Genomic DNA, 24,447 nt, shown 5'->3' on the forward strand with positions numbered 1-24,447 from the left:
ACGAAAAGAGGGCAGGGTTTCGGCCCTGCCCCCCCCGGTCGGAAAAGTGTCCGGCTGCAAGGTGCGCTTCAGCCGAGGTTGGAACGTCCGTTGTTGATGCAGCGGTAGTAGTAGTCCACGCGGGATTTGAACCATGCCCATTTGTAGCCGGGGCGGCCTCCTTCGAGCAAGGGTTCGGGGCAGTTCTTGCGGGTCCAGAAGTAGTGAGGGACGACGTTGCGGAGGGAAATGTCGTACTCCTTCATCAGCGTGGCGGTGAGTTTGGCGGCGCGGTCCCAGGTGCGTGGGTAGTTGCGGCCGCGGCTTTCGTTTTCGCACATTTCGATGCCGATGGAGTAGCGGTCGCCGGGGCCTCCCTTGTCGGCATGGCGTCCCGTTTCATTGAGAGGGATATTCTGTACCGCCATGTACTGATCCACCGTGAAATGCCAGTTCAGCTTGCCCAAGGCTCCGTTTCCCAATGCCTTGCGGTGCTGCATGGCTCCGGCAGTCCGATTGGCGGTGCTGTGGATGGTGATGAAGCGGGGCTTCATCGGCTTGGAATGGCGGCGGGCATAGCAGCCCGGGGACATGAATTCGCGGCGGATGCGTACTTCGCTCTTCATTTGCGAGACGGAGCGGGGACGCACCTGCTGGGTAGACGGTTTGAAGGCGACCATGGGAGGACGCGGGCCGTTCTGCTGGGAGCAGCCGACCATGAGAGCCGCCATGCATACGGTGAAAATGAGGGCAATTTTCGAGCGGGCCATGTGCGCAGTATTACACTTTTTGCATGGGCTGGCAAGTGCAAATCGGGCGGTTTTTGAAAAATATGTTCAATTTCCATAAGAAAAGTGATGTTCGTTCTTACGGGGAAGCTGTTTTCAAGATGTTAGCCTTTCCTAATTCATCTGGTTTTTCCACTGGTGGAAAAAAGGCCGTCCCCGCGGGTGGAAGCTTTGTTCTTGTGTTTGTGCTGCCAAGCAGGTAAGATGCGCGCACCATGAGACTTCAAGGAAAGACTGCTATCGTCACCGGTGCCGGCCGCGGTATCGGCAATGCCATCGCCCAGCGCTTCGCCGAAGAAGGTGCGAAAGTGATCCTGATTAGCCGCAACCCGGAAAGCTGCCAGGGTGCAGCCGATGCGATCAACAAGCTCGTGCCCGATTCCTGCGTGGCATGCCCCTGCGACGTGTCCGACTACGCTGCCGTACAGGTCGCCGTGGCGGAAATCTCGGAACGTTTCCCCACCATCGACATTCTGGTGAATAATGCAGGTATCACCCGCGATACGCTGCTGCTCCGCATGAAAGAGGAAGACTGGGACGCCGTGATGGATACGAACCTGAAGAGCGCATTCAACTTCGTCAAAGCTCTCCAGCGCGTACTGATGAAATCCCCTGCGGGCCGCATCATCAACATGAGCTCCGTCGTCGGCCTCACCGGTAATATGGGGCAGGCCAACTATGCCGCCTCGAAAGCGGGCATCATCGGCTTCACGAAATCCGTCGCACTCGAACTGGCCTCCCGCAAGGTCACCTGCAATGCCATTGCTCCCGGCTTCATCGCCACGGAAATGACGGACGCCATTCCCGAAAAGGCCAAGGAAGCCATCCTGAGCAAGATCCCCCTCGGCAGCATGGGTGAAGTGCAGGATATCGCCGCGTTGACTGCCTTCCTCGCATCGGACGAAGCCCGCTACATCACCGGGCAGGTCATCACCTGCGACGGCGGCATGTCCATGTAACCCTTACCGGAGCACGGGCTATGGAACATACATGGAGGGCATGCGCCCTTGCCGCCATTCTGCCCGTGCTCTGCTTTGCCGCTTGCGACGCTCCGCACGAAGCGGACGACGAAGCGCGTCGCATTATGGATTCCCGGCTGTGGGCGGAAGAACAGGCCGCCGCAGCCGCGCGCATGCAACCGCGGCAGCCGGTAGCGGCCATTGTTTTGCCGGATGATTTGCCCTCGCCGGAACTCTTTGAAACGACTCGGCAAATCTACGCCGAACTCGAAAAAAATGCGGGCGACACCGCCTTGCAGCCCTATGCCGAGCAAATCCCGTCCATCGGCGGTACGCTTCGCATGGTGCCGGTACCTGCGGGAGAATTCACGATGGGCAGCCCCGACACGGAACCCCTTCGGGAAAAAAACGAAGGTCCCCGGCGAAAAGTGGCTCTGCCTGCCTACTGGATATCCGAAATCGAAATACCGTGGGAAATCTACACCGCTTTCATGCAGAACGGAAGGCCGCGAGCCAAAGACGGCAAGCTGCTCGAAGAACGCCCGGATGATGAACTATGGGATCTGGTGGCCCAGCCGACGGCTCCCTACGCATCCATGAACCTCGGCATGGGGAACGGCTATGAAAACGGCATGCCCGCCATCGCCATGTCCCACTACGCCGCCTCGAAATTCTGCGAATGGCTCAGCGCGCAGACAGGGCACTACTACCGCCTGCCGACCGAAGCAGAATGGGAATACGCATGCCGCGCCGGAAGCGATGCCGCCTACTGCTATGGCGACGGCGAAGAGAAACTTGAGGAATACGGCTGGTACTGGAACAACTCGAACGACCGCTACCAGAAGGCAGCGACGAAAAAGCCGAATGCCTGGGGCATCTACGACATGCACGGCAACGTGGCGGAATGGGTGCTGGACACTTACCGTGACGACGCCTACTCAGGCGAAGCGGACAAAACCCTGCAATCACCTCTCGTGCTGGAACCCGGCAAACCGGGGCATGTCGTCCGAGGAGGCTCGTGGGAAGACGATCCGGACAGGCTCCGCAGCGCGGCACGCCGCCGCAGCCGCGCCGAATGGAACATGCAGGACCCGCAGAACCCCAAAAGCCTGTGGTACCTCACCAACGGAGGCATGATCGGCTTCCGCGTCGTACGCCCTGTCACACTGCCGGATATTCTGACTGTCCACCGCCTGTGGAACGCCTCCAAGGGGCTCTATTGAACCGGGAGCGGACGTGAAGAAGGTCAAGGTCGGACAGGGGCGGAAGAGCCTGTCCGGGAAGGTGCGGGGCCTGCCTGCACGGTCGGATTCAATCTTCGGGAGCGTCCTTGCTCTTCCTGTTTCCCGGAAAACCATGCTGGCGTGCCCGGCGCAATGTGCGGAAGGAATTCAGCTCGATCTTCATGCGGTGCAGGGGGGCGGTCATGCGGCACAGCAGGCCGCCGAGACTGCGGATGGAGCGAGGCTTCTCGCCGGCATGGCACAGGCAGGTGTAATCCACCTGTTCCTGCCCGAGGTCGGACCACGAAGGTCGCTGGTAAATCCACGAAGGAGCCAGGCCGTAAACAGACAGTCCCGTATCGTGGCTTAAGTGGTCGCGGTAATAATTGTCGATCGCGCGGAAGCGTGCCAGCCAAGGCCAAATCGTCCTCTCCGTCGGCAGATGAGCGAGCAGGGAATCCCATGACTGGCTGGAAACGACATAGGCATGGGCGGCGATCACTCCGGGCAGCTTCCAAAGCTCGTACCCTCCCTCTCTATCCTGCAAACTGCCGAATGGAGGCATGCCATGGAACCCGGCATACAACAGCCCCCAGCCTCCCGGATCATGCTCCAGAAAACGGGCGAGCAGATTCGACGCGCCGTCGTCTGCATGGAAGGCAGCGTCGTCCTCGAGAATCAGAGCGTAGGAGCAACCGTCCTGCTTGGCCGACTCGATCGCCTTTCGGTGGGAAAGCGTGCAACCGCCGACTCCTGCCCACTTGGTGGACCGTTCTCCGGTACGAGCGGTAAACCATGGGGCTTCGCCATAGCCGGGCAGGTCGACCCCCACCACACCGGAAACGCGGCGCAGCTTCCCCTCGGGAATCATGCCGGAAGTTTCCTTCACAAGTTGATCCCATCTGTCGGGGCGGTAATCCATATTGATGGTGTACACGCCATCGATCCGGTCCCAGAAATTCTTCACACCCTCAGCTTACACCTTGGCATGAAGGGATGCAATCGAAAAGGCGGATTTCCGTGTCTTGACCGCCCGGAATGGATGCATGAAAAAAAAGACGGCTTTTTGAAAAAAAAGCTTGCGATACATGCGGCGTTGGGCTAAACTCCGCCCGCAGCCAATGCACAACATCTGCTCGGATGGCGGAATTGGTAGACGCGCTAGACTAAGGATCTAGTGGAGCGATCCGTGGGGGTTCGAGTCCCCCTTCGAGCACCAAACATAAGGCCTCATGAATCAATGATTTGTGAGGCCTTTCCTTTTGTACGAATTCTCGTATCCAAGTACCTGTTCATTGCGAATCGGGGTTTTGAAGAATGGAGAGATGAGTTACTTTATCCGGTTGTTTGGTAGAGGGTAAAAGACGACAGCATGCCAAAAGGGAGGATTTAGCCCCAGCGCAGGGAGTTGCAGGAAGGGAAAATATTTGTGATAAGAAAAGCGGTGTCGGACGATCGTGAACAGGGCATTTAGTTTGCCCAACATTACAGATCATATTTCAGACCGTCGTCATCGCTTATTGAAAATAATACAATCATAAAATTCAACCTGATTTTACAATGTCTCCTATCACCCATCACATCCCCGTTACGACGGGGCAGGCTCACCACATGACACTGCGCCTCGTGCAATCATACGGCGCGCCTGCGGCTCTGTCCGACTACACGGTCTACGGCAGCATCCTGCAGGACGGAGAAACCGTCCCCGTCTCCGCCACGGGAGCGGATGCTTCCGGCATCCTCTTAACCATCCCGCCGCTTTACCCCGGCAGTCATCCCTACAACCTCCACCTCAAACACAACACATCCGGTACCGACTACCTCTTCCTTCAGGGCAACTGCGACGTCTCGGAACTCATCGGCCCCGACACGCTGGACAACACGGCGGTCGAACAAATCACCGTCGCCTTGAAAGACGACCTTTCCGGCGTGACCGTCACCGTGCAGATCGACTCGGAAACGACCGCCGCCGCATGGGAGGAGATCGAAGCCGTCGCCCGCAAAACGGAAGGTTTGCAGGAAACCATCTCCAACCTCATCCCCGAAGCGCGCATCGAAATTGCCCAAGCGACCGGAATCGCCAAAAACGACATTGCAACCGCTACGGCAACCTCGCTGGAATCTATCACGCAAGGAGCCACGAGTGCGGCAGAAACCGCCGTCACGACCGTCACCGTCGAATCTGCCAACATCGTCCAGGCATCCAAACAGGATCTTGACAACTATACTCTCGTAGAGAAACAGGTGCTGGTCGCTGCCGCAAACAAAGGAACTCAGGACATCGCTACAGCCGTGACCACGGGCACGGGAACTATCAACAATGCGGTTGCTACCGGCAAAACATCCATTGACAATTACGTTGCGGTGACGCAGGCGGATTTCGTTCGCAAATCCCAGGCCAATATATGGTCCGGAGTGCAGACTTTCAACAACAATGTCGTCCTGAACGGAACAACCACATTGACCTCTACCAACATCGCTGCCCAGTCGGCCATCCCGGCGCAGTATGGGGGGATATCTCCGTACCTGCGCACAATAGATGGATCATGGGTGCCTATGCTGCTTACATACCAGTCATGCGCCAACCGCGCCTATCGCCCCGTACGGCCCGGAGATGATGCTGGCACAGACTTGCTTATCTACCGATGGGCAGAGCGCGAAGCATACAACGGCTTCGCCAGCTGGGGGCTGATGCTTGGTGGTTACCAATACGTCGGCGGCCCCAACACATCTTCATGGTACATCCATATCACGGAGCGTGGCGATACTGCCTCTGTTCTCGCCTCGCGCCCCGAGGTAGGACTGGAGGTCATCTGCGGCCTGCACGTTGCTGCCCACTGGCAGTTCCACAGCGCGGCCGGAGGAGCTGCTCGCAGTAGCTACTACACCCGTATCCACCTTCCTATCAATGTTCTGAATGTAAGAGGAATAGCGTGCATCAACTACCACAAGTCGCTCGACTGGTGGGCAGGCTTCCATGGCTATCTCATGGTTCTAGCAAAGTCGGGAGAATGGTATCGTATCGGTCATTACTGCGCGTGTTATGAGAATACAAAGTTTGTCAACAAGTCTCGCCGTTCCTATGTCAGCCTCGGAACTCTGGCATTGTATCCTGCCATGAAATTCAACGGTGGTATTGTGACAAGCTCTATCACGGAATATTATCAGAGTCCTCCTCTCCCCAATCAGGTACAGGGCTACAACGGACTCATGGGTGGAACGCTCCGCATCTCTCGCCCCTCCATCCGATGTACATCCATAGACGCCCCGGGAGACGTCATCGATGAGGGGCTGCTTTACGGTTGCACCATTTCTCTTCCTGCGGCGGGTGGCAGCATTACTGCCGTTATGGCCTGCTCTACCAGCAGCATCAGCACATCCACACTTTGGACGGATGCTGCTATCAACTGGCAAACCGCCATCTCGTCGGCTGCCGCTACCATCAATCTTTCGGCGCTGACCGGATCCGCCACCACCGCCACAATCGTTGTCCAACCCAACGCCACGGGGGCGGCGCTTACGATACAAGTAGCCTTTTATAGTTCGGACAAAACATCCACCATTTACATCATTACCATTAACCAACCCGCACAATCATGAACCCACAACTGCAAATCACATGTAATCCATCCGACTGGGATGCATCCGTCATCACCGCCGTCGGCGTACCGTACGAACAACGCATCCTGCAACCGCGCACGATCGAGGCACACAACCTGCCGTCCGAACTGTTCGCCATCTGGCGGCAAGCCGTCCAATACTTCCGAACACTGGATCCAACACCGGATGGCTGGACAGCCATGCATATCACCGCCGAAAAAGAGGAAATCATCTTGCAACTGCCGGATGAAGAAATCGCAGCACAGCACATGCAGCTTCGCTGCTCCATTGACCGTATCTGGGTAGCGGACGGCACTACGGCACCGCCCATCACACAATGCCTGGACACAGCCGAAATGCTCGCCTTCTTCGACACGTTGACGGCTCCGGCATTCTGGATGGTTGACACTCATTAACACAGCATTCATTCCACATAATCACCCCCATCTTTGCGGGTGGTATTTCTGCACGAGGTCAAGGCCTTGTAACGTGATATTACCCGGAAAAACCCATAAAACACACATTTTTCGATTAAAAAACAAGAAAAATAGACAAAAAAGCCTACGTCGCCTGCTTTACAGGGTAGAAGACATCGCTTCTCCCGGCAGGCGCCCCGGCAACAAAACCTCAACACACATACACAACATGTCTTCACAACAATCCCCCCTCCATCCTTCCCCTGACTTCGTCGAATCCGAAGCCGACCTCGCCATGAACGGCTACCTGCCCGAAGGCTGGGCTCCCTTTATTCCCGGCGACGCGAATACCGCGGCATTCGCCTTGACCGAACATGCTGCCGACAGCTCGTCCTCGGACAGTGACTCCTCCTCCAGCAGCGACGACTCGTCATCCAGCGACTGGGACGATTCTTCCTCCAGCGATGACGACTCCTCGTCCAGCGACTGGGACGACTCCTCCAGTGACGACAACGACAAGCCCGACACGGAAAACGACCAGTTCTGCAACACCTGCGCCTGCACCTGCGCCTGCGGCAAAGACAACGTCGCCAGCGAATCCTTCTTCACCGAAAACCACCTCGGCAGCACGCAGGACGTCGCCATGAACATCGTCTTCGGCATCGAACCGGACATCGCCGGCTGGTGCCCGGCCACCTTCCAGATTCTGGATCTCAACCCCCATTCCACCAGCTGGCACGACCCGGATATGCCACTGATCTACCGGCTCGGCTTCGTCTTCCAGCACGTCACCGAATGGAGCATCCAGCACGACCCCTACTCGAAAATCATCACCGTCGTCAAACCTTCAGGCAAAACGCTGCATTACCAATATGCCGGCGGCAAGGACACGGCGGAACGCGTCGGAGACACCCGCCAGTACTCCTCCCTCGTCCAAATCCTCAATGCAGACAAGACCCCCTGCAAAACAGGCACACCCGTCTATGCGGACTTCACCACGGCAGACGGAGCCTCCATCCGCTTCAACGTCCCCACAGCGACTGAGATCGGCAAACCTGTTCAACTGGTCACGGCCGACCGCGTCGTCGTCGACCTGGCCGCCTACGGCAGCAAAATGCGCCTCAAAAAAGACTTCGGCCTCATCAGCGGCATCTGGCACCACCTCGACGGCCTGCTGAACATCCGTGAAACGGAAATCCCTGCCGGGAACGGCACAGCCGCATCCTCGCGCATCGTCCTCGAATGGTACCCGAAAAACCAGGTCACGCCTTCCGGCGACTGGTACGCCACCACCGGCATGCCGGGCAAAACATGGACTCTGGAGGAAAACAACGCCACACAGGAAGGCAAAACCTACCGCCATCTCGCGATGACCGCCGTTCGCCCCGGCTCACCCGTCACCCGCGTCGACCGCTATCTCGCAGCCGACGAAACCGTCATCGACATGCCGACGGGCGAAGGCGACCGGCGCATCCGCTACTCCAACGTCCGCACCATCCAGTCCGACGGCACATGGGAACACCTGACGACCCGCCGCATGACGAGCGGGGACACAACGCCTACCTCCAGCACACGGCAGATCTACAAACTGATCGACGGCATCTGGCAGGAAACAAGCCGCACGGAAGGCTACGGCACCTCCCTCGCACAGACCACCACCTACACCTACGCAGGCCCGCGCCTCAGCCGCGTCGACTTCCACGACGGCGGTTATCGCAGTTATGCATACGACGACAAGAACCGCCTCATCATGGAAGCTTCCCCCTGGTCCGGCGGTACCAACTCGAACAATTTCGGACAGGGTGAACAGATCACGACCACCAGCTACGCCGACCTCCGTTTCAATGACTATCGACCTTCTTCGGTGAGCACAGCTATTCGCATGCCCGGTACCACCGGTACCGAGCTTTCCAAGGAAACATATTCTTACACGGACACGGATCTGGAACGCAGCATTACCGTTAAAAAAACGGCTCTGGGCAGCGATCTTGAGCAAACATCGGCCTCTGTTTACTATGGGCCGGATGTACTGCCGCCCATGGCCGCAGGCCGCGTGAAAATGTCGCAAGGTATCAATGGAGTCCAAACCTTCTCCTCCTATGCAGCCACCACGGAGCACAACGCCGTCTACTGCATCATCACGGAACAGCAGGTCGACAACCAGCCCGTGGCAGGCCAAAGCACGCGTACCGTTTCCTACATTGCGGAAGACGGTATGACAACTTGCACGGAAACCTACGCTCACACCGGAAGCGAATGGTCGCTTCTGACTCGTGAAACATACGAATATAACATTTACCGCAACCGCACGAAAACCGTCAAGGCCAATGGGCGCATGTACTCCACGGAATGGATGTGTTGCGCTCCTCTGCGGGAAATCGATGAAGACGGCGTTGTCACCACCTACTCCTACAATGCCGCTCACCAGCTCATCGAAACCATTCGTTCGGCCACGGCCGCCACGCCGGAAACCATCGTCTCCTACACGAGGGATGCGGCTGGCCGAGCCATCGCGACGCGCACGGACATCGGACCGATGACCACAACCACATCCGTGGTGTATGATGTCCTCGGGCGCACCGTTTCCACAACGGACGAACTGGGACGTACTACGGGATATGAATACAGTGTCGACGGACTGACCGAAACCGTCACTTCTCCCACGGGCGCCACAACCGTCACCTCTCGCGACTGTACCGAAAAAATCGAATCAATCACAGGTAGTGCACAACAAGCGAAAAAATATGAATCTTACCTTCTATTGAATGATCTGGATACCTCTGGCTTGGAAACACGGTCATACATCAAACATGAAGGCAACTGGTTCATCGTCTCCAAAACTCTGGAGGACGGCTTCGGACACACCATCCGGGAACAACAAAAAGCCGTCAACCAAAATGACGAGTTTATCACGACAAGTTCACAATACAACGCCAAAGGGCAACTCGTCCGGCAACAGATATTCCCCTTGGCTCCCATAGAACTTAAATACGATGTCATGGGTAACCAAACAAAACAAACCACCGTTTTGGTAGACGAAGGCATTGCCCCTACTCCGGCCAATTCCCGCATCACGGAACAAACATCTATCTATACTGAAGAAAAAGACGGAATCTATCACACGAAAAAATTCGTCACGTATAATGCAGAAGGTCAAGCGCTCCGATGGAGCAAATCATCCCTTGTTTCCGAACTGGATGCCGAACTGGCTTCCAAAACCGTCACCATCGACATTCGTGGCTATCAGAGTGAACATTGGTCACATTATAGCGCCGCTGCACAGACGATAAGTTATATGACAAAACCGGGTTGCATGTCTGTCTTCAGCCAAACCAAAGTGGATGGATTTATCATCCAAACGGTTGATCACGCTGGAATCGTTACCAACATGCGGCGCCAGTACATTGCTGCCGGATTGATCATGACCGCAATAGACGCCCGAAACAATACCCATATTATCGAGTACGACATGGCGGGCCGCCCTGTCAAAACTATCGATGAACAAGGGAATACGACCTCGACCGTCTACGATACCGTTTCAGACAATCCCGCCTGCATCACCGATGCCCAGGGTACAACCACCTGCTACCGCTATGATCATCGTAGCCGCAAAACGGCGCAATACGGAACCGCCGTCCAGCCCATCGTCTGGTCCTATACCGATGACGATCAAATCTCGTCCATGTGGACATGGAGAGATCCGCACACAATCATCGAAACCGATCCTACAGGACTCATCCACCAGCCGGAAGCTGCTCGTACAGTTTGGACCTACAATCCGGCCACAGGGTTGCTCCTGCAAAAGCAGTATGCCGATAACCGAAAGGATGAATATTACTATGACTCCTTGAATCGCCTTATCTCAACACTCGATGCGCGTGACATCGGCAAGAGATATACATACGACAGCCGAACGGGCGAAGTCATCGCTATTGAATCTGGAGATAGCACCCCATCCATTACCTACTCTTACAACCACCTCGGACAGCCCGCGCGGATCACCGATGCTGCCGGAACCCGCACCTTCCACTACAACCAGTATGGCGAAGTGGAAAGCGAACAAACGGAAGGACTTGTCGACAGCATCGTCACCCTCAATCGCGACGCCTATGGGCGTGCGAGTGGCTATAACCTGACACATCAGGCCATGTCCCTCGACAGCGTTGACTATGCCTATGATTCTACTGGTCGCCTTGCGTTTGCAGCCGGATTCGCCTACGCCTACGACACCGAAAGCGGACTCCTCAGCCACATCCTCTACCCCTCCGGCCTCAGGTGCGAACACACCTGGCACCCGGACCTTGATATCGTTACCGACATCCGCTACAACGGCCTCAATGTCCAAACGGCCCTCCACCCCGACCGCTACCGCTATGACTACGACAGCCTCCTGCGCCCCGTCAGCCAAAGCGACTACCGCAACGTATCAACCAAACCCACCGTCACCCGCACCTACGCCTACAACAACCGCAGCGAACTCACCAGAGAAACCGCCACCGACGGTTCCCGGCATGCGTACGCCTACGACAACATCGGCAACCGTATCACCGCGCAAAACAACGCCACGGCAACCTCCTACGAAGCCAACCTCGTCAACCAGTACAGCAAAATCACGACACAGGGGGCAGGAGCCTTTACTCCCGCCTACGATGCCGCAGGCAACCAGACTCTCATCCGCACCGCCTCCGGCACATGGAACGCCCAATACAACGCCGACAACCGTCCCGTCTCCTTCCAACAGGGAGATCGACGCATCGACAGCGTTTATGACTACATGGGCCGACGCATTGAAAAATCAATTTGGGAGAAAAATGCCTTGACGAAACGTCTTCGCCACATCTATCATGGATACGTGCAAATTGCCGAAATCGACGCGACGGACGAAGCTGCCCCGTTCGTGACGAAAACCTATCGGTGGTCCCCCACCGCGACGCGTCCTCTCGCACTCTTCCTGTGGACACGCGAAGGTAACGTTCGGGAAACCCTCTACTACGCCCACGACCTCCGCAAAAACGTCGTCTCTCTCTTCGACGCCAAAGGCCTGCGCCGCGCATCCTACCAATACGACCCCTACGGCAACATCACCTCCATGGAAGGCGACATGGCGGAAATCAATCCCTTCCGCTTCTCCTCCGAACACCACGACGAAGACCTCGGCCTCGTCTACTACAACTACCGCCACTACAATCCCATGGACGGCAGATGGGTCTCTCGGGATCCCATCGCCGAACAAGGCGGTTATAATCTGTACGGGTTTGTTGATAATAACAGTATTCGCTATGCTGATGTCCTGGCCTTATGGAAACAGGATACAGCAAATGAATATCATTGGAAAGCCGAGACAAACGATTCATTCTCGTCGCTGGTACAAAAACTTGGTCTCGACGATTCAGAAAAGGACTGTATTTTTCCAATTAGTCAAGATGCTCTTGACGCTTTTCCTAAACTTGTTGTCGGAGGCTTATATGATACGTCCAGATTATCGACAACACCCGAGAAAAACGAGGTCTTGTTTTGTATGATTTTTGATCCTAAGTTTGGGCTCAGTGAAAAAACATATGGTATGTCAGTGACCTATGTTAGATCTATGGATTTAGCACGCAAGTTGCGTGAAGTATCACAGAATGGGCGTAAGCCGATTACAAAACTTATTTTGGTGGGACATGGCGATGTGATGCAAGGCTGCCTTACTCCGAGCAAGGACAAGGTTGAAAGAAAAGAAGCATTTTCTTTTAAATCCATGTTGGCAGAGGCGGAAAAGCAGAAAAAGAAGAAGCCCAAATCTTCTCAGAATGATATCTACGTCCATCCAAAATGCTGGTTTGCACCGGGAGCGCAAATTGTGCTGGGTGGCTGCAAAACGAAGGGCATGGCTCACTCTTGGCTCGGACAATGTGGCCGCAATGGATGCGATATCATGGGTACATCACAACTATTAGTATATTCCAAAAATAATGGTGCTATGTCTTGGATTACGCAGTCAAAAGCAGATAGGAGTGGCGTCGAACCAAACACACCGCAAATGCAAAAAAACGCAACGCCAGCAGGCAAATGGGAAACGAACACAATCTGGACACACAATCGTAAGCCTCTTACACCATATCCTAAAAAACAACAACAGAATTCCTGCATACAATGAAACCAACCACATTAATCATCATGGTCGGCCTTGCCTCCCTTGTCATGGGGACGGCAAAGGCGGATAAACCCCGACACGAAAACGATCAGACTCAAACCACGGCTCCACAATCGGCTCCGCCGATTGACGATCAGATGGAACGTGATTCTGATTTTTTCAACATCAAGAAATTATGTATTCCGGACATACGGCACTGGCTGACCTGCGAGATTGTGGATATTCAACCACAAAAGGATGACACCCTGTTGATGACGTGCCGGTTTACGAATCATTCCAATCACAAAATCACGATTCTCAACCACGACTCTATCGTGCAGATAGAAACTCAGGATAACCAGTACCGCAAGATTGGTGATCCTTCCAATGTTGACGATTTGTTGCCGCGCTCTTTTTTTGGAAGCGATACCATCTGGTACCGGAACAATCAATACTGTCTGATGGAAGATCTGCCCGAATGGACGATTAAGCCGTCGGCATCCCTGATGGTGACCATGACTTTGCTCAAGAACAATTTGGATGTTGATCCGGAGGCGGATGAATGGGAGGTGTCGCTAGGCTACAAAAACGGCCAGGAGGAAACCGTCACCTATGTGCACTGGCCGCTTCTGGAGCTGGGGCATGCCTATCCCGACGCGATATATTTTCTTTTTTCCATTCCGCGAGTCCGGATTGAAACGGGGAGAGATGTCGTTGCATACCAAACCGGAATCTATGCCACGATTCCTGCGCCCTACAGGCGTCCGTTTCCCTATGCGGTTGAGGCTCATTACAAGGAACCGCCTCTGTTGACATGGGAGAATGTCGCTGCATCATCTGAATATAACGTTGGGGAGATGAGTACGATTGATCGCAGTATCCTGCCTTCCTATATCAATGCGCTTCTCATGGTGCGCGACCGCGCATCCGCCGATACGTGCGCTTCAAACATTCGAGTTGATGTTTCCCATTATATTGAAGTCGGCGATGTTCACGCGGAACTGGACAAGCTGTTAACGGAAGAAAAGCTGAGCCGCACGGCTCTGCAATACCTGCACTACCGCTGGAGCATCATGCAGCGGCAAATAGGGCAGGTTCTGGATGAGTTGGAGAAGGTGGACTACTACGGTTCGGACAAGCTGAAGGCCATGTCTCCGGTGATCAGGAAGGACTGCGTTTCTTTTCTTGCGACTCTGGAGAAATATTTGCAAGGTGATGAGGCGAAGAAGAATGACGATCCGGTGAAGTAACCGTTTATACGGTACTCATACCAAGTATTACCATTTCAGCAGGGCTGCTCCATCAGGAACCAGCCCTGCTTTTCTTCCAAAGCATGCACGGGCACAAGTTCTTCCGGCTTGACGAAACGCCACCGCTACATCTATCATGGATACGTGCAAATTGCCGAAATCGACGCCACGGACGAAACTGCCCCGTACGCCGCGAAAACCTACCGGTGGGACCCCTCCGAACCCGTTGCCACACGCCCCCTCGCCCTCACCCTGTGGACGCGCGAAGGCACGGCACGCGAAACCCTCTACTACGCCCACGACCTCCGCAAAAACGTCGTCTCCCTCTTCGACGGCAAAGGCCTGCGCCGCGCATCCTACCAGTACGACCCCTACGGCAACATCACCTCCATGGAAGGCGACATGGCGGAAAGCAATCCCTACCGCTTCTCCTCCGAACACCACGACGAAGACCTCGGCCTCGTCTACTACAACTACCGCCACTACAACCCCACCGATGGCCGCTGGACCTCACGCGACCCCATCGCTGAACGAGGTGGATGGAATCTGTATGGGTTCGTCGGGAATAGGCCAATTGGTGAAACTGATCAGTTGGGACTTTATACGTTGATTAGTGCTCGTCAGACAGTGAAATTAGTTTGGCAATGGGAGCGAAGGCCAGGGAGGCTTCTCCCGATTTATTGGTATCATATTAGAACCGTCGCACCATATAAAGGGGACATTGGTGCTTGTCCTGACTGTGGATGTGTTTTTATATGGATACATGGATTCAATGTGACATTGAAACAGGCGGAGGATAGTTTTAAAGCAATTGAGACCTCATATAAACAAGCGAAGGGACGATGTGAAGTGTATGGTTTTACTTGGCCTGGAGATGTTCCCGAGGTAGCCTTTCAGGTAGCTATAGAGATTGCTCATGAGGTGGGGAAAGGTGCGTTTTCCAAGTTTATTCGTGACTTAAAAAAGAAATGCCCGAAAACAAGGATTCACATAGGAACTCATAGCTTGGGTGCTCGAATAGTCCTGAATGCACTGCAAACGCCTAAGAATAAAGTTAGTGGGATTGGGCATGTTGTTTTAACCAATGCCGCTGTCAATCAAAATGTATTGGAGCCTGGTAAAGAATTTGCTCAGGCGGCCAAGTTTACAGAATCAATACATGTGGTACATAGTCGGAAAGATAATATTCTGGATCGTTGGTATCGCATTTCACAAATGTATGTTGCGCTTGGAGAAGATGGACCTGAACATCAGGATCAAATACCTCCGAATGTACATGTGAAAGATTGTACGGCGGATTTTGGTACAGATCATGGTGCAGTATATGATTTTAAAAAGAACAAAAATTTTTGGGAATATGCCACACAATATATCAACTAGAGGTGCGTAAAAAACAAAGAAATTTTATAAGAAAATGAAAAAAATCAAGATCATATGTATTTGGATAGGAGGGGTTATTCTTACGATCGGCCTTGCCTGTATCACCATGCCGTTTGTGATGGTATACCCATTTTTATATATAGAATATACTTTTAACCCGGAGTGCACACCGGGTCTTATGGAGGATATCATCAGAACAAAGCCAGAAACTATTTACGATATAGAAGATCGACTCTATAAAAATAGTATTGCTATACGTACTCCACATTTGGGTGCTCCCGATTTTCAGGATTATCAGGAATATTTGGAGAGGGGAACAGCCATGTATATTGCAGAAGGAAAATTGAATGCTCCATCTATTCACTGGAATCACGACAAAGAGCAAGCATGTGCGGTCAAATATATCAAAAGCTATGAGACACGAACAGCTTGGGGACGAGCAAAAGCCAATATGGGTGATCTGACAGATAGAACGACGTATTATTTTCTGTTTGATCGACGTTTCCGCATTCTTGGATGGCTGAAGGAAGAAGAGTAACACGCACGCAATCCATAAAATGGCTCATTGTTGTTCTTGTTTGATATAGCATATTTTTCAACAAGCAGAAGTCAAGATCCAACCCCCATGGCAATATGTCTCTTGCCATGGGGGTGAATGCAATCACCAAGTGAAAACACCTTGACGAAACGCCTCTGTTCCATCTATCATGGATACGTGCAAATTGCCGAAATCGACGCCACGGACGAAACTGCCCCGTACGTCACGAAAACCTACCGGTGGGACCCCTCCGAACCCGTCGCCACACGCCCCCTCGCCCTCACCCTGTGGACGCGCGAAGGCACGGAACGCGAAACCCTCTACTACGCCCACGACCTCCGCAAAAACGTCGTCTCCCTCTTCGACGCCAAAGGCCTGCGCCGTGCATCCTACCAATACGCCCCCTACGGCAACATCACATCCATGGAAGGCGACATGGCCAAGGAACCCCCCTACCGCTTCTCCTCCGAACACCACGACGAAGACCTCGGTCTGGTCTACTACAACTACTGCCACTACAACCCCACCGACGGCAGATGGACCTCACGCGATCCCATCGCTGAACAAGGTGGCTGGAATTTGTACGGATTTGTTGGGAATAGGCCTTTGTACGATACGAATATATTAGGATGGATAATTAAGTATATAGGTTCCCATATTAAAGGTGGTTATGTTGATGCGTTTGACAAAATCCAACAAAGAATACAAAATTGGGTAGAGAAAGAGAGTGAATATAAGAAAATTCAAAGACAACCCTGTATGCCATGATGAAAAAATTATCTATAACAAATATTCTGATTACCGTGATTATGTGTTTCTCGTTGGTTCAATGTATTAAAACCAATGTACGCATGGATCTCACAGAGGATAAAAACAGTGTGGGAGAAACCGAATATGGTGTAATGGTCAATTATGATTTATGGACACTTTTCAATCCTGAAGGAGGTATATGTGCACAAATTCCACGATTTGATTATATCTCGTTGAAAACAGGTTGGACTCCTGGCATGGAGGCAACAAGTTTTAGAGATCCCGATATCACAGGAAAGCTGTTTATTCCTCACAATAAGGAATGGGTCGATCTTGATTTAGACCGAAACGGTGAATCATATTGGAAAGGCCGTTACTCTTTAAAACATTCATCAACAGTTCCTCAGCCTATCCATACGGAGTATATCGTCGAATAATGTATATTGATACGTAAAGCGATTATCAATAGCTAATAACTAATTAGCATATTCTTGCTAATTCTTAATATCTTGGACGGAAGCTGTTTTCATCCAAGGTATTTATAAAACCTACAAAACAGGCAAAGGTTTACCACGTGGAGGTCCTAAATTGCAAACCGATATCGAACATGCCGTTTCTACAAAAATATGGCCGCCGCAGCCTCTATAAATCATCACATCAATCTACTTCATATGTTTAAAACATCGAAACTCAATTATGTTGTATATCTGAATACTAATCTGTCGACCAATGTCAGCTATATCATTCTACATTGTGGAAGCATCAAAAAGATCCGATTTGATTTACAACAATTAGGCATGCGAAAAACACAAGCAAATTTTCCTCCTAACTGGTTTACCGATATTATTGAATGTATAAGCATGTCGCCTTATTACGAAATACCATGTTCTGCAGAAAAACTTCCTGCTATTTTTTCTCTCCTGAGAGATTGGGGATTCATGATGTTATTAGATGACAGAATGGGAGGCTCTCCTGCTCAATTCTTTCATGAGCAGCGGAAGAAAGGTTTGGTGCAAGGTAGTTATCAGGAGATTGAATGGATCGATCCAAAACAATATACAATTTCCGAAAGATAATAGAACGGTTTGAAAAATTGTGATTACATAACAACAAGCATTCATATCGTCAATTCCCCCATAAGTTAATATAAATCAAGTCGCGTTTGGCCACCTGTAGTAAGAATACTCTTACTACAGGTGTTTGTTGATAAAAAATCATGGCTTATGACTAGTTGAGTGATTTTGTGAGTGGAATAATGTATTCGTGATGAGTGTATAACGAATATTTTTTCCATTCGATGACTTCAGAGTATCAATTCAGGGTCTCGTGCGGATGTTTACTATCGATATCCTCAGCCATTTCCCCCGGAACAACGGACATGAATATGGATCCTTTGGGATTGTAGTGGTGGCTGGATAAGCTGTATGATAAAATCCCGTTTGTCGATCGGTGTCCTCACCTCTGTGCCCGAAGAATGGAGTATCTCTTCGTTTTTTCAGGAAAGAGCTCGCATCACCATCAATAATAAACACGGTTTCATTTCTACCGCCTACCGTGGTTACCGACGCCTCCGGCACCCGCACCTTCCGCTACAATCAATACGGCGAACTGGAAAGCGAACAAACAACCGGACTCGTCGAAAGCATCGTCACCCTCAACCGCGATGTATGGGGGCGCACAAGCGGCTACAGTCTCAAACACAAGGAAACCGCCCTCAACACCGTCACCCCCGCCTACGATGCTGCCAGCAACCAAACTCTCATCCGCACCGTCACATGGAACGCCCAACACAACGCCGCCAACCGCACCACCTTCTTCCAGCAGGGAGACCGGCGCATCGACAGCGTTTATGACTTTATGGGTCTACGCATCGAAAAAGCGGTTTGGGAGAAAACAACCTTGACGAAACGCCTTCGCTACATCTATCATGGATACGTGCAAATTGCCGAAATCGACGCGACGGATGAAACTACCCCGTACGTCGCGAAAACCTACCGGTGGGACCCCTCCGAACCCGTCACCACACGCCCCCTCGCCCTCTCCCTGTGGACGCGCGAAGGCACGGCACGCGAAACCCTCTACTACGCCCGCGACCTCCGCAAAAACGTCGTCTCCCTCTTCGACGCCAAAGGCCTGCGCCGTGCATCCTACCAATACGACCCCTACGGCAACATCACCTCCATGGAAGGCGACATGGCGGAAGAAAATCCATTCCGCTACTCCTCCGAACATCACGACGAAGACCTCGACCTTGCCTGTTACAACTACCATGTTCCAGCCGTATCAGTTAATGCAACGACAAAAGATGCATGGGGCACAATTGGTTCCAATCATATTCTTGGACAAAAAAATACCCATGTCAACCAAAACCCAAAACTCAATTAAGTCGAATCACATGTAAATACGACAATGCAATACGTATATAATATAAGCATCATTTTCTGTCTTTTTTGTCTTTCATCATGTGACCTGGATCCTTTGGGACTAACAAAAAAGCATCTATACGAAGACTATTATCTACATGCTTTTTTTGAGGATGAACCTCTTCCGGGTATGCCTTGCCGATATGACCTGTGTAGATATAGTGAAAAAGATATTCCTCAAATATTAAAAGACTATCATATAATAGCCATTCAGAAGCAAAATAATATTCTTATCTTGCAAATAGGAGAATATAACGGCCAAACAAAAAAGTGGTTTGACGTCAACATATACAAATTGGATATGCATACTCATGCGATTATCCGTCTTCATGAAAACCCCGCTGTCCCCTTAGTACCTATACAATTGTTCTTTCCACAATAAAGGTTCGACTCATTTTTTGTTTTATAATCAATTCAATATTGGATGCCAAAACAAATATCAACTACCCGTACGGCATATCCGTATGGGTGGTTATCGAATCTTCAAACAAACACCATCATATGCTCCGAACACTCTTCTTTTTAACAACAACAGCCTTGTCCGCCAGCGCATCGGACAATCAGCCTCCTGCGCAGCAAACGGAAAATGCCACCGATCAAATCACAATCCATCCGGGCCCAACTCATCTATGGTTCCAAAAGATTCCCTTGTTGATCCCTAATCCATTGCCGCAAAGCTCCCTCTCAACTGCAAAATATCTCCAGCCTTTCCATTTCGTCAGGACCGAGGGGAACATCCTTCACCTTGGTGAAGATGGAAAGTACTTTATCAAGGTCATTTTTTATTCGCCAAACCAAGATATTTTCATTACAGGAAACCTGATATTTCATGATCTGGAGCAAATGCCCATTTTGCAGGACGCTGCATTATTGAATGCTCCTGTCACGGAAAGCGTGACACAGTACCCTCAGGAAACCATGTTTTTCATTCGAGGTATCAAGGAATACCCCGTCAGTATCCAACGAACCATACAATACGATTCGTCGCCATACATGAATGTGGGTCACGGGGTCGAGGTCGGTTCTTCCTTGATAACCCTAACCACACCACCGAAAAAAGTCGATTTTTACACCAGTGCATCGCTTTCTCAGAAAAATATTCGGTTCAAACATCTTACTTTACGATTTACTGCACATGTCTACATGCAGGAAAAGGAGACGGAAACCTTTCTTTCCTGTTCGGATCAAGTCCTTCAAGCCCCTCCTGAAACAGGCACACCCCTCCATAAGCTGTTGATGCACCGATTCTCCACATCACGCATCAAAACAGAAACTGCGGGTATTTACTATGCAAACGTGTCGTTCATCTATGCTTTCGAAAAGCAGGAGGCCAAAGCATCGGTACAAAATAATGATCCATCATTCGGAGGCTTCCTCTTCCAAGTGCCCGTACAGCAGACTACGCCCAGAAATCTTGTCATATCCGTAGGGTCGAATCCGCACTGCCTGCGTATACCATAGCCAAGACCTCGCCCTTATCTACTATCGCTACTGCAACCCCATCAAAAGCCGCGGGATTTCACGTACCCCATTACCGAAAACGGCAGTATTCTTTTATATGGCCTAAAAGCACTTAAAAACAACAATATGTCCATTGATTTTATCTTGAACAAAATATCAGCTTCAACCATCTACCTCATGCATCAGAGAAACATCGTATCCATACCTGCTATCATCAGCATAGGAATGTTCATGGCCGGATGTGAAAAAAACACAGAACCCACCCCTGAATTTTCTTTGCATTCCCTAGAAAAGGGGGCGATTGTTTTTAATTCCACATATCCGTCGCCTCTCAGTGAGTGGGTATTATTTCATCTGCGCGTACACGGCAGTGGCATCGATGAATTGCTAAAGCCTCTTGACGGTCCTGAAGAACTTCGGGACGGACGATTTATATTCGATCTCACCATCGAGAATAAAGGGTTGCAGGATGTTTATTATTATTTCCCTGCAAATCACACACCTTATCTTGTAGGTACGTTCAATCTCTCTCCGGAAAAACCTATCTTCTCCGACAACTATACGCACCCGCAACTTCTGAAAAAAGGAGAAAGCCGAACGATTACCTTTGAGGGCAATTGGCGCTTTCTACAACGGGAACCTCTCTCCACCAAAAGAGGAACAAATGGAGCGTTGGTTTTTATCGTCAATGTAGAGGGGAAATCATATCCGGTCATTGCTCCGGTAAACATCAATTCACCATCTCTGTCAACTCTTTTGAAATCAGGAATTACCATTCATGAGTCTCAGGTGAAATGATGCGCGATGCCCGCAGCCAATTTCTCTTTGCTGCGGGCATCCATGCAAGCTCTAGAGAGGCATAAATCGTGACGAAACGCCTGTGCTCCATCGATCCTGGATACGTGCAAATTGCCGAAATCGACGTGACGGACGAAACTGCCCCGTTCGTGATGTCAACCGGCCTGCGGCTGAATGCGTCGTTCCCCTCTGTACGCGTGAAGGCACGGTACGCCGAAACTCTCTATTACGCCTGCGATCTCTGCGAAATGTCGGCTCTCTTTTCGATGCCAAAGACCTGTTCCGTACATCCTGCGAATACGATCCCTTCGGCAATATTACCTCCATGGAAGGCGACATGGAGGTAAGTAACCCTTACCTCTTCTTCTCCGAACACCACGACGAAAACCTCGGTCTCGCCTATTAACACTATTCAATTATACAAGCATTTCCATTATCATGAAAATGATCTATTGTCTATTCGCGTCCTTCTGTTTTGCATCATGCAATGCCGTCAAAAGCAACTTGAACAGCGATCCGGATTGGCAGCACGATTTCAGCAAAATTGCCGAAAATACGCAAAGGGGTATTCCTTTATATTTGATGGAATCCGACTATGCATACGGAGCTTATGATGGGCAACCCCGAAAGATCGGGATTCTGACAGCCGATGATATGCGCGCTCTCGCAGCAGCAAAACAGATCGATCGTGTGGGTGAGACCCAAGATTTCTGGTATGCCCTCCGCTGGGATTTACCCCCTCATAGCCCGACAATTGGAATCTCTATCTCTCCTGTTGAAGAATATGGTATCCAGCTCACATGGCCACAATATGATACAATCCATTTGGATGAAAAACATATTCATCAAAAAATCTGAAAAATGATCCCCCAAAAATAGCATTTCAATATCTTCATGTGAGAGATGTCTACCTCATTATTCAATCATTACCGTGCAGAAATGAAAACGCCTTGACGAAACACCTCCGTTCCATCTATCATGGATATGTGCAAATTGCCGAAATCGATGCGACGGACGAAACTGCCCCGTACGTCGCGAAAACCTACTGGTGGGACCCTTCCGAACCCGTCGCCACACGCCCCCTCGCCCTCACCCTGTGGACGCGTGAACGCACGGCACGCGAAACCCTCTACTACGCCCACGGCCTTCGCAACAACCTTATCTCTCTCTCTTCGTCGGCAAGGGCCTGCACCTCGCATCTTGTCAGTATGATTCCTTCGGCTGCATCACTTCCATGGAGGGAGATGCGGCGGAGCACAGCTCCTGCCGTTTCTTCGCCGAGCACCACGATCCAGGCTTCGGTCTCGTCTCCTCCAACTACAATCTCACCGACTGTCGCCGAACCTCCCGTGGTTCCATCGCTGAAAAGAAGTGCGTGTGCTCAAATTTTTCTATCATAGAATAACTTATATCATGGATGAGCTTCGATTATCGTTTATGAAGAAAACGGCATCTGTCATTTTTGTCGGGATCATAGCGTTTTTATCAGGTTGCGAAGATAAGAGCGAGGGCGTAACTCAGATTCCTGCGGAAAAGCGTACCGGGATGGCCGCACGTGAAGAGGATTCTTTGTTGCATCAAACGATCATCGGGTATCTCCAAGAGTACGGATGTGTGGCCTTTGCCAATCCGGAATACATGAAAGGCAAGGCTCTGTCTTCAGGCGATATCCAATATGTCGTTTTGCGTAAGGATGGAGCGGCAGTTGTGTCCGAAGCGGCCGTACTAGACGTTTACAATTCGCCGGATTCTCCTTATATGACCGAATCTATTGATATCTTCTCCTGGAAGGAGGTTGATCAGATCATGTGCGGGCAAGAGATCAGCGATCATATACCTCTACCGTTTTTTCGCGCTCAAGGCGGTTATTGGCTGGCGAGCATGCGATCCATTCCCAATGCCGGCTGTGAACCGGGGTGCCGTGTCGCAGAAAGTTTTCGGATACATAAAACCGATCCCCAGTGTGTGCCGTTAAAAATGATTGATCCCGGCATTCTGAGAGTGATGCAACAGATTGGAAGCGTCGTGGATGATGAATGTCGGACGATGAATAAGGTTGAGGTACCAGAAGAACCCAGCCTCCCTGATATGGAGGATCGTGAGCAGTTCGAGTTTTGATGCAGCCTGTTCCTTCGAGAAAGAGGAGCATGGTTGCCTGAAGCAGGAGTATCCGGAGGACGGGCAATATGATGATGTTTCGATAGCAAAATGAAGAAGATGAAGACCATGTTCCGCTGGATGGGGGGAGCCGTGCTTGCGCTCGCCCTTGCTTGTATTACCATGCCGTTCGGGATGGGGTATCCGTTTTTATACATCAAGTACAGTTTGGATCCCCATGGTCGTATTCCGGAGCCTTCCCGCATGGAGAAGATTCTTCAGGAGTATCCCTCCGATCTTGATGATCTGGAGCACCGTTTGTCCGAGTATGTGAAGACGGATCCCATTCCCCGGCCTTCCGAGCCCGGTTTTGAGGAGTTTTTGGAGCAGGGCCGCGAGGAGGCTTCCCGATATGTTACCTCCGGCAAACTCAAATCCGTATCGATTCATTGGTATCATGGCAAGCGGCGGCCGGATGAGGTCGCATATATCGTCCAGTACCGGGCCAAATCGGCGTGGGATCGTGCCAAGGCCGATATGGGTGGGCATATAGGGGGCACGAATTATGATGTTTTGTTTGACCGTGATTGGCGCATTCTGGGGTGGCTGACGGAAGAGGTATGATTGATGCAAGAAGGAGTTTATGCCCTGTCGCCGTTTTGCTGGGATG

General features: G+C 51.5%; 20 protein-coding genes and 1 tRNA gene. 19 read left to right on the forward strand and 2 right to left on the reverse strand.

Annotated elements, in window-relative coordinates; genetic code table 11:
• Positions 1-68 precede the first annotated feature (68 nt).
• Positions 69-749, reverse strand: a complete 681-nt coding sequence (locus tag PYTT_RS08265; protein WP_083076566.1) for a peptidoglycan recognition protein family protein — start codon at positions 747-749, stop codon at positions 69-71.
• A 233-nt stretch (positions 750-982) separates the two neighbouring features.
• Here PYTT_RS08265 and fabG point away from each other — a divergent pair, with 233 nt between their 5' ends.
• Positions 983-1,726: a 3-oxoacyl-[acyl-carrier-protein] reductase gene (gene fabG / locus PYTT_RS08270; RefSeq protein WP_067774211.1), complete on the forward strand. Its 744-nt coding sequence runs from the start codon at positions 983-985 to the stop codon at positions 1,724-1,726.
• Between the two features lie 20 nt (positions 1,727-1,746).
• Positions 1,747-2,949 (forward strand): formylglycine-generating enzyme family protein, encoded by a 1,203-nt coding sequence (locus PYTT_RS08275; RefSeq protein ID WP_067774208.1) that lies wholly within the window; start codon positions 1,747-1,749, stop codon positions 2,947-2,949.
• 88 nt (positions 2,950-3,037) lie between these two features.
• On the opposite strand, the gene PYTT_RS08280 is transcribed toward PYTT_RS08275, so the two are convergent.
• Positions 3,038-3,916 carry a glycosyltransferase family 25 protein gene (locus PYTT_RS08280; RefSeq protein ID WP_067774205.1) on the reverse strand — a complete coding sequence of 293 codons (879 nt, stop codon included), beginning with the start codon at positions 3,914-3,916 and terminating at the stop codon, positions 3,038-3,040.
• 167 nt (positions 3,917-4,083) lie between these two features.
• Here PYTT_RS08280 and PYTT_RS08285 point away from each other — a divergent pair.
• From PYTT_RS08285 to PYTT_RS08360, 17 genes are all read left to right on the forward strand, one after another.
• A tRNA-Leu gene (locus tag PYTT_RS08285) sits at positions 4,084-4,168 on the forward strand.
• A 341-nt stretch (positions 4,169-4,509) separates the two neighbouring features.
• Positions 4,510-6,549, forward strand: a complete 2,040-nt coding sequence (locus tag PYTT_RS08290) for a hypothetical protein (protein ID WP_141675752.1) — start codon at positions 4,510-4,512, stop codon at positions 6,547-6,549.
• Positions 6,546-6,965 (forward strand): hypothetical protein, encoded by a 420-nt coding sequence (locus PYTT_RS08295; RefSeq protein ID WP_067774199.1) that lies wholly within the window; start codon positions 6,546-6,548, stop codon positions 6,963-6,965. The genes PYTT_RS08290 and PYTT_RS08295 overlap by 4 nt, the downstream gene beginning before the upstream one ends.
• 229 nt (positions 6,966-7,194) lie before the next feature.
• On the forward strand, positions 7,195-13,104 hold the full coding sequence (locus tag PYTT_RS08300) for an RHS repeat domain-containing protein (RefSeq protein WP_071133395.1): 5,910 nt from the start codon (positions 7,195-7,197) through the stop codon (positions 13,102-13,104).
• A complete protein-coding gene (locus tag PYTT_RS08305) occupies positions 13,101-14,330 on the forward strand; it encodes a hypothetical protein (protein ID WP_141675706.1) in 1,230 nt (409 codons plus the stop codon). Before PYTT_RS08300 ends, PYTT_RS08305 begins: the two co-directional genes overlap by 4 nt.
• A gap of 108 nt (positions 14,331-14,438) precedes the next feature.
• Positions 14,439-15,710, forward strand: coding sequence for an RHS repeat-associated core domain-containing protein (locus PYTT_RS08310; protein ID WP_067772996.1), 1,272 nt, complete (start codon positions 14,439-14,441; stop codon positions 15,708-15,710).
• 34 nt (positions 15,711-15,744) lie between these two features.
• Positions 15,745-16,248 (forward strand): hypothetical protein, encoded by a 504-nt coding sequence (locus PYTT_RS08315; RefSeq protein ID WP_067772999.1) that lies wholly within the window; start codon positions 15,745-15,747, stop codon positions 16,246-16,248.
• A gap of 141 nt (positions 16,249-16,389) precedes the next feature.
• Positions 16,390-17,016 (forward strand): RHS repeat-associated core domain-containing protein, encoded by a 627-nt coding sequence (locus PYTT_RS08320; RefSeq protein ID WP_067773001.1) that lies wholly within the window; start codon positions 16,390-16,392, stop codon positions 17,014-17,016.
• Entirely contained in the window at positions 17,013-17,435 is a 423-nt protein-coding gene (locus PYTT_RS13390; RefSeq protein WP_141675708.1) for a hypothetical protein, read from the forward strand. Before PYTT_RS08320 ends, PYTT_RS13390 begins: the two co-directional genes overlap by 4 nt.
• A gap of 189 nt (positions 17,436-17,624) precedes the next feature.
• Entirely contained in the window at positions 17,625-18,074 is a 450-nt protein-coding gene (locus tag PYTT_RS13395; RefSeq protein WP_141675709.1) for a hypothetical protein, read from the forward strand.
• A gap of 478 nt (positions 18,075-18,552) precedes the next feature.
• Positions 18,553-19,383 (forward strand): RHS repeat-associated core domain-containing protein, encoded by an 831-nt coding sequence (locus PYTT_RS08325; protein WP_067773003.1) that lies wholly within the window; start codon positions 18,553-18,555, stop codon positions 19,381-19,383.
• A 539-nt stretch (positions 19,384-19,922) separates the two neighbouring features.
• On the forward strand, positions 19,923-20,882 hold the full coding sequence (locus PYTT_RS08335; protein ID WP_067773008.1) for a hypothetical protein: 960 nt from the start codon (positions 19,923-19,925) through the stop codon (positions 20,880-20,882).
• Between the two features lie 126 nt (positions 20,883-21,008).
• The gene (locus PYTT_RS08340; protein ID WP_067773010.1) at positions 21,009-21,680 is read left to right on the forward strand and encodes a hypothetical protein; all 672 of its coding nucleotides are present in this window, start codon (positions 21,009-21,011) and stop codon (positions 21,678-21,680) included.
• Positions 21,681-22,118: 438 nt separating this feature from the next.
• Positions 22,119-22,538: a hypothetical protein gene (locus PYTT_RS08350; RefSeq protein ID WP_067773016.1), complete on the forward strand. Its 420-nt coding sequence runs from the start codon at positions 22,119-22,121 to the stop codon at positions 22,536-22,538.
• A gap of 92 nt (positions 22,539-22,630) precedes the next feature.
• Positions 22,631-23,080: a hypothetical protein gene (locus PYTT_RS13400; RefSeq protein ID WP_156850352.1), complete on the forward strand. Its 450-nt coding sequence runs from the start codon at positions 22,631-22,633 to the stop codon at positions 23,078-23,080.
• A gap of 13 nt (positions 23,081-23,093) precedes the next feature.
• Positions 23,094-23,798, forward strand: coding sequence for a hypothetical protein (locus PYTT_RS08355; RefSeq protein WP_067773018.1), 705 nt, complete (start codon positions 23,094-23,096; stop codon positions 23,796-23,798).
• A 99-nt stretch (positions 23,799-23,897) separates the two neighbouring features.
• Complete coding sequence (locus PYTT_RS08360; protein ID WP_156850354.1) at positions 23,898-24,401, forward strand: hypothetical protein; 504 nt, start codon at positions 23,898-23,900, stop codon at positions 24,399-24,401.
• Positions 24,402-24,447 lie beyond the last annotated feature (46 nt).

The sequence above is a fragment of the Neoakkermansia glycaniphila genome, from assembly GCF_900097105.1.
GTDB classification, from domain to species: Bacteria; Verrucomicrobiota; Verrucomicrobiia; order Verrucomicrobiales; family Akkermansiaceae; genus Akkermansia; species Akkermansia glycaniphila.

What these genes read in the sequence shown, in the direction of transcription:
- PYTT_RS08275 (WP_067774208.1), top strand. Translation starts at nt 1,747, where the DNA reads ATGGAACATACATGGAGGGCATGCGCCCTTGCCGCCATTCTGCCCGTG.
- PYTT_RS08315 (WP_067772999.1), top strand. Translation starts at nt 15,745, where the DNA reads ATGAAAAAAATCAAGATCATATGTATTTGGATAGGAGGGGTTATTCTT.
- PYTT_RS08340 (WP_067773010.1), top strand. Translation starts at nt 21,009, where the DNA reads ATGTCCATTGATTTTATCTTGAACAAAATATCAGCTTCAACCATCTAC.
- PYTT_RS08265 (WP_083076566.1), bottom strand. Translation starts at nt 749, where the DNA reads ATGGCCCGCTCGAAAATTGCCCTCATTTTCACCGTATGCATGGCGGCT.
- PYTT_RS08305 (WP_141675706.1), top strand. Translation starts at nt 13,101, where the DNA reads ATGAAACCAACCACATTAATCATCATGGTCGGCCTTGCCTCCCTTGTC.
- PYTT_RS13395 (WP_141675709.1), top strand. Translation starts at nt 17,625, where the DNA reads ATGGCCGCCGCAGCCTCTATAAATCATCACATCAATCTACTTCATATG.
- PYTT_RS08335 (WP_067773008.1), top strand. Translation starts at nt 19,923, where the DNA reads ATGCTCCGAACACTCTTCTTTTTAACAACAACAGCCTTGTCCGCCAGC.
- PYTT_RS08355 (WP_067773018.1), top strand. Translation starts at nt 23,094, where the DNA reads ATGGATGAGCTTCGATTATCGTTTATGAAGAAAACGGCATCTGTCATT.
- PYTT_RS08360 (WP_156850354.1), top strand. Translation starts at nt 23,898, where the DNA reads ATGAAGACCATGTTCCGCTGGATGGGGGGAGCCGTGCTTGCGCTCGCC.
- PYTT_RS08290 (WP_141675752.1), top strand. Translation starts at nt 4,510, where the DNA reads ATGTCTCCTATCACCCATCACATCCCCGTTACGACGGGGCAGGCTCAC.
- PYTT_RS13390 (WP_141675708.1), top strand. Translation starts at nt 17,013, where the DNA reads ATGATGAAAAAATTATCTATAACAAATATTCTGATTACCGTGATTATG.
- fabG (WP_067774211.1), top strand. Translation starts at nt 983, where the DNA reads ATGAGACTTCAAGGAAAGACTGCTATCGTCACCGGTGCCGGCCGCGGT.
- PYTT_RS08350 (WP_067773016.1), top strand. Translation starts at nt 22,119, where the DNA reads ATGAAAATGATCTATTGTCTATTCGCGTCCTTCTGTTTTGCATCATGC.
- PYTT_RS08300 (WP_071133395.1), top strand. Translation starts at nt 7,195, where the DNA reads ATGTCTTCACAACAATCCCCCCTCCATCCTTCCCCTGACTTCGTCGAA.
- PYTT_RS08295 (WP_067774199.1), top strand. Translation starts at nt 6,546, where the DNA reads ATGAACCCACAACTGCAAATCACATGTAATCCATCCGACTGGGATGCA.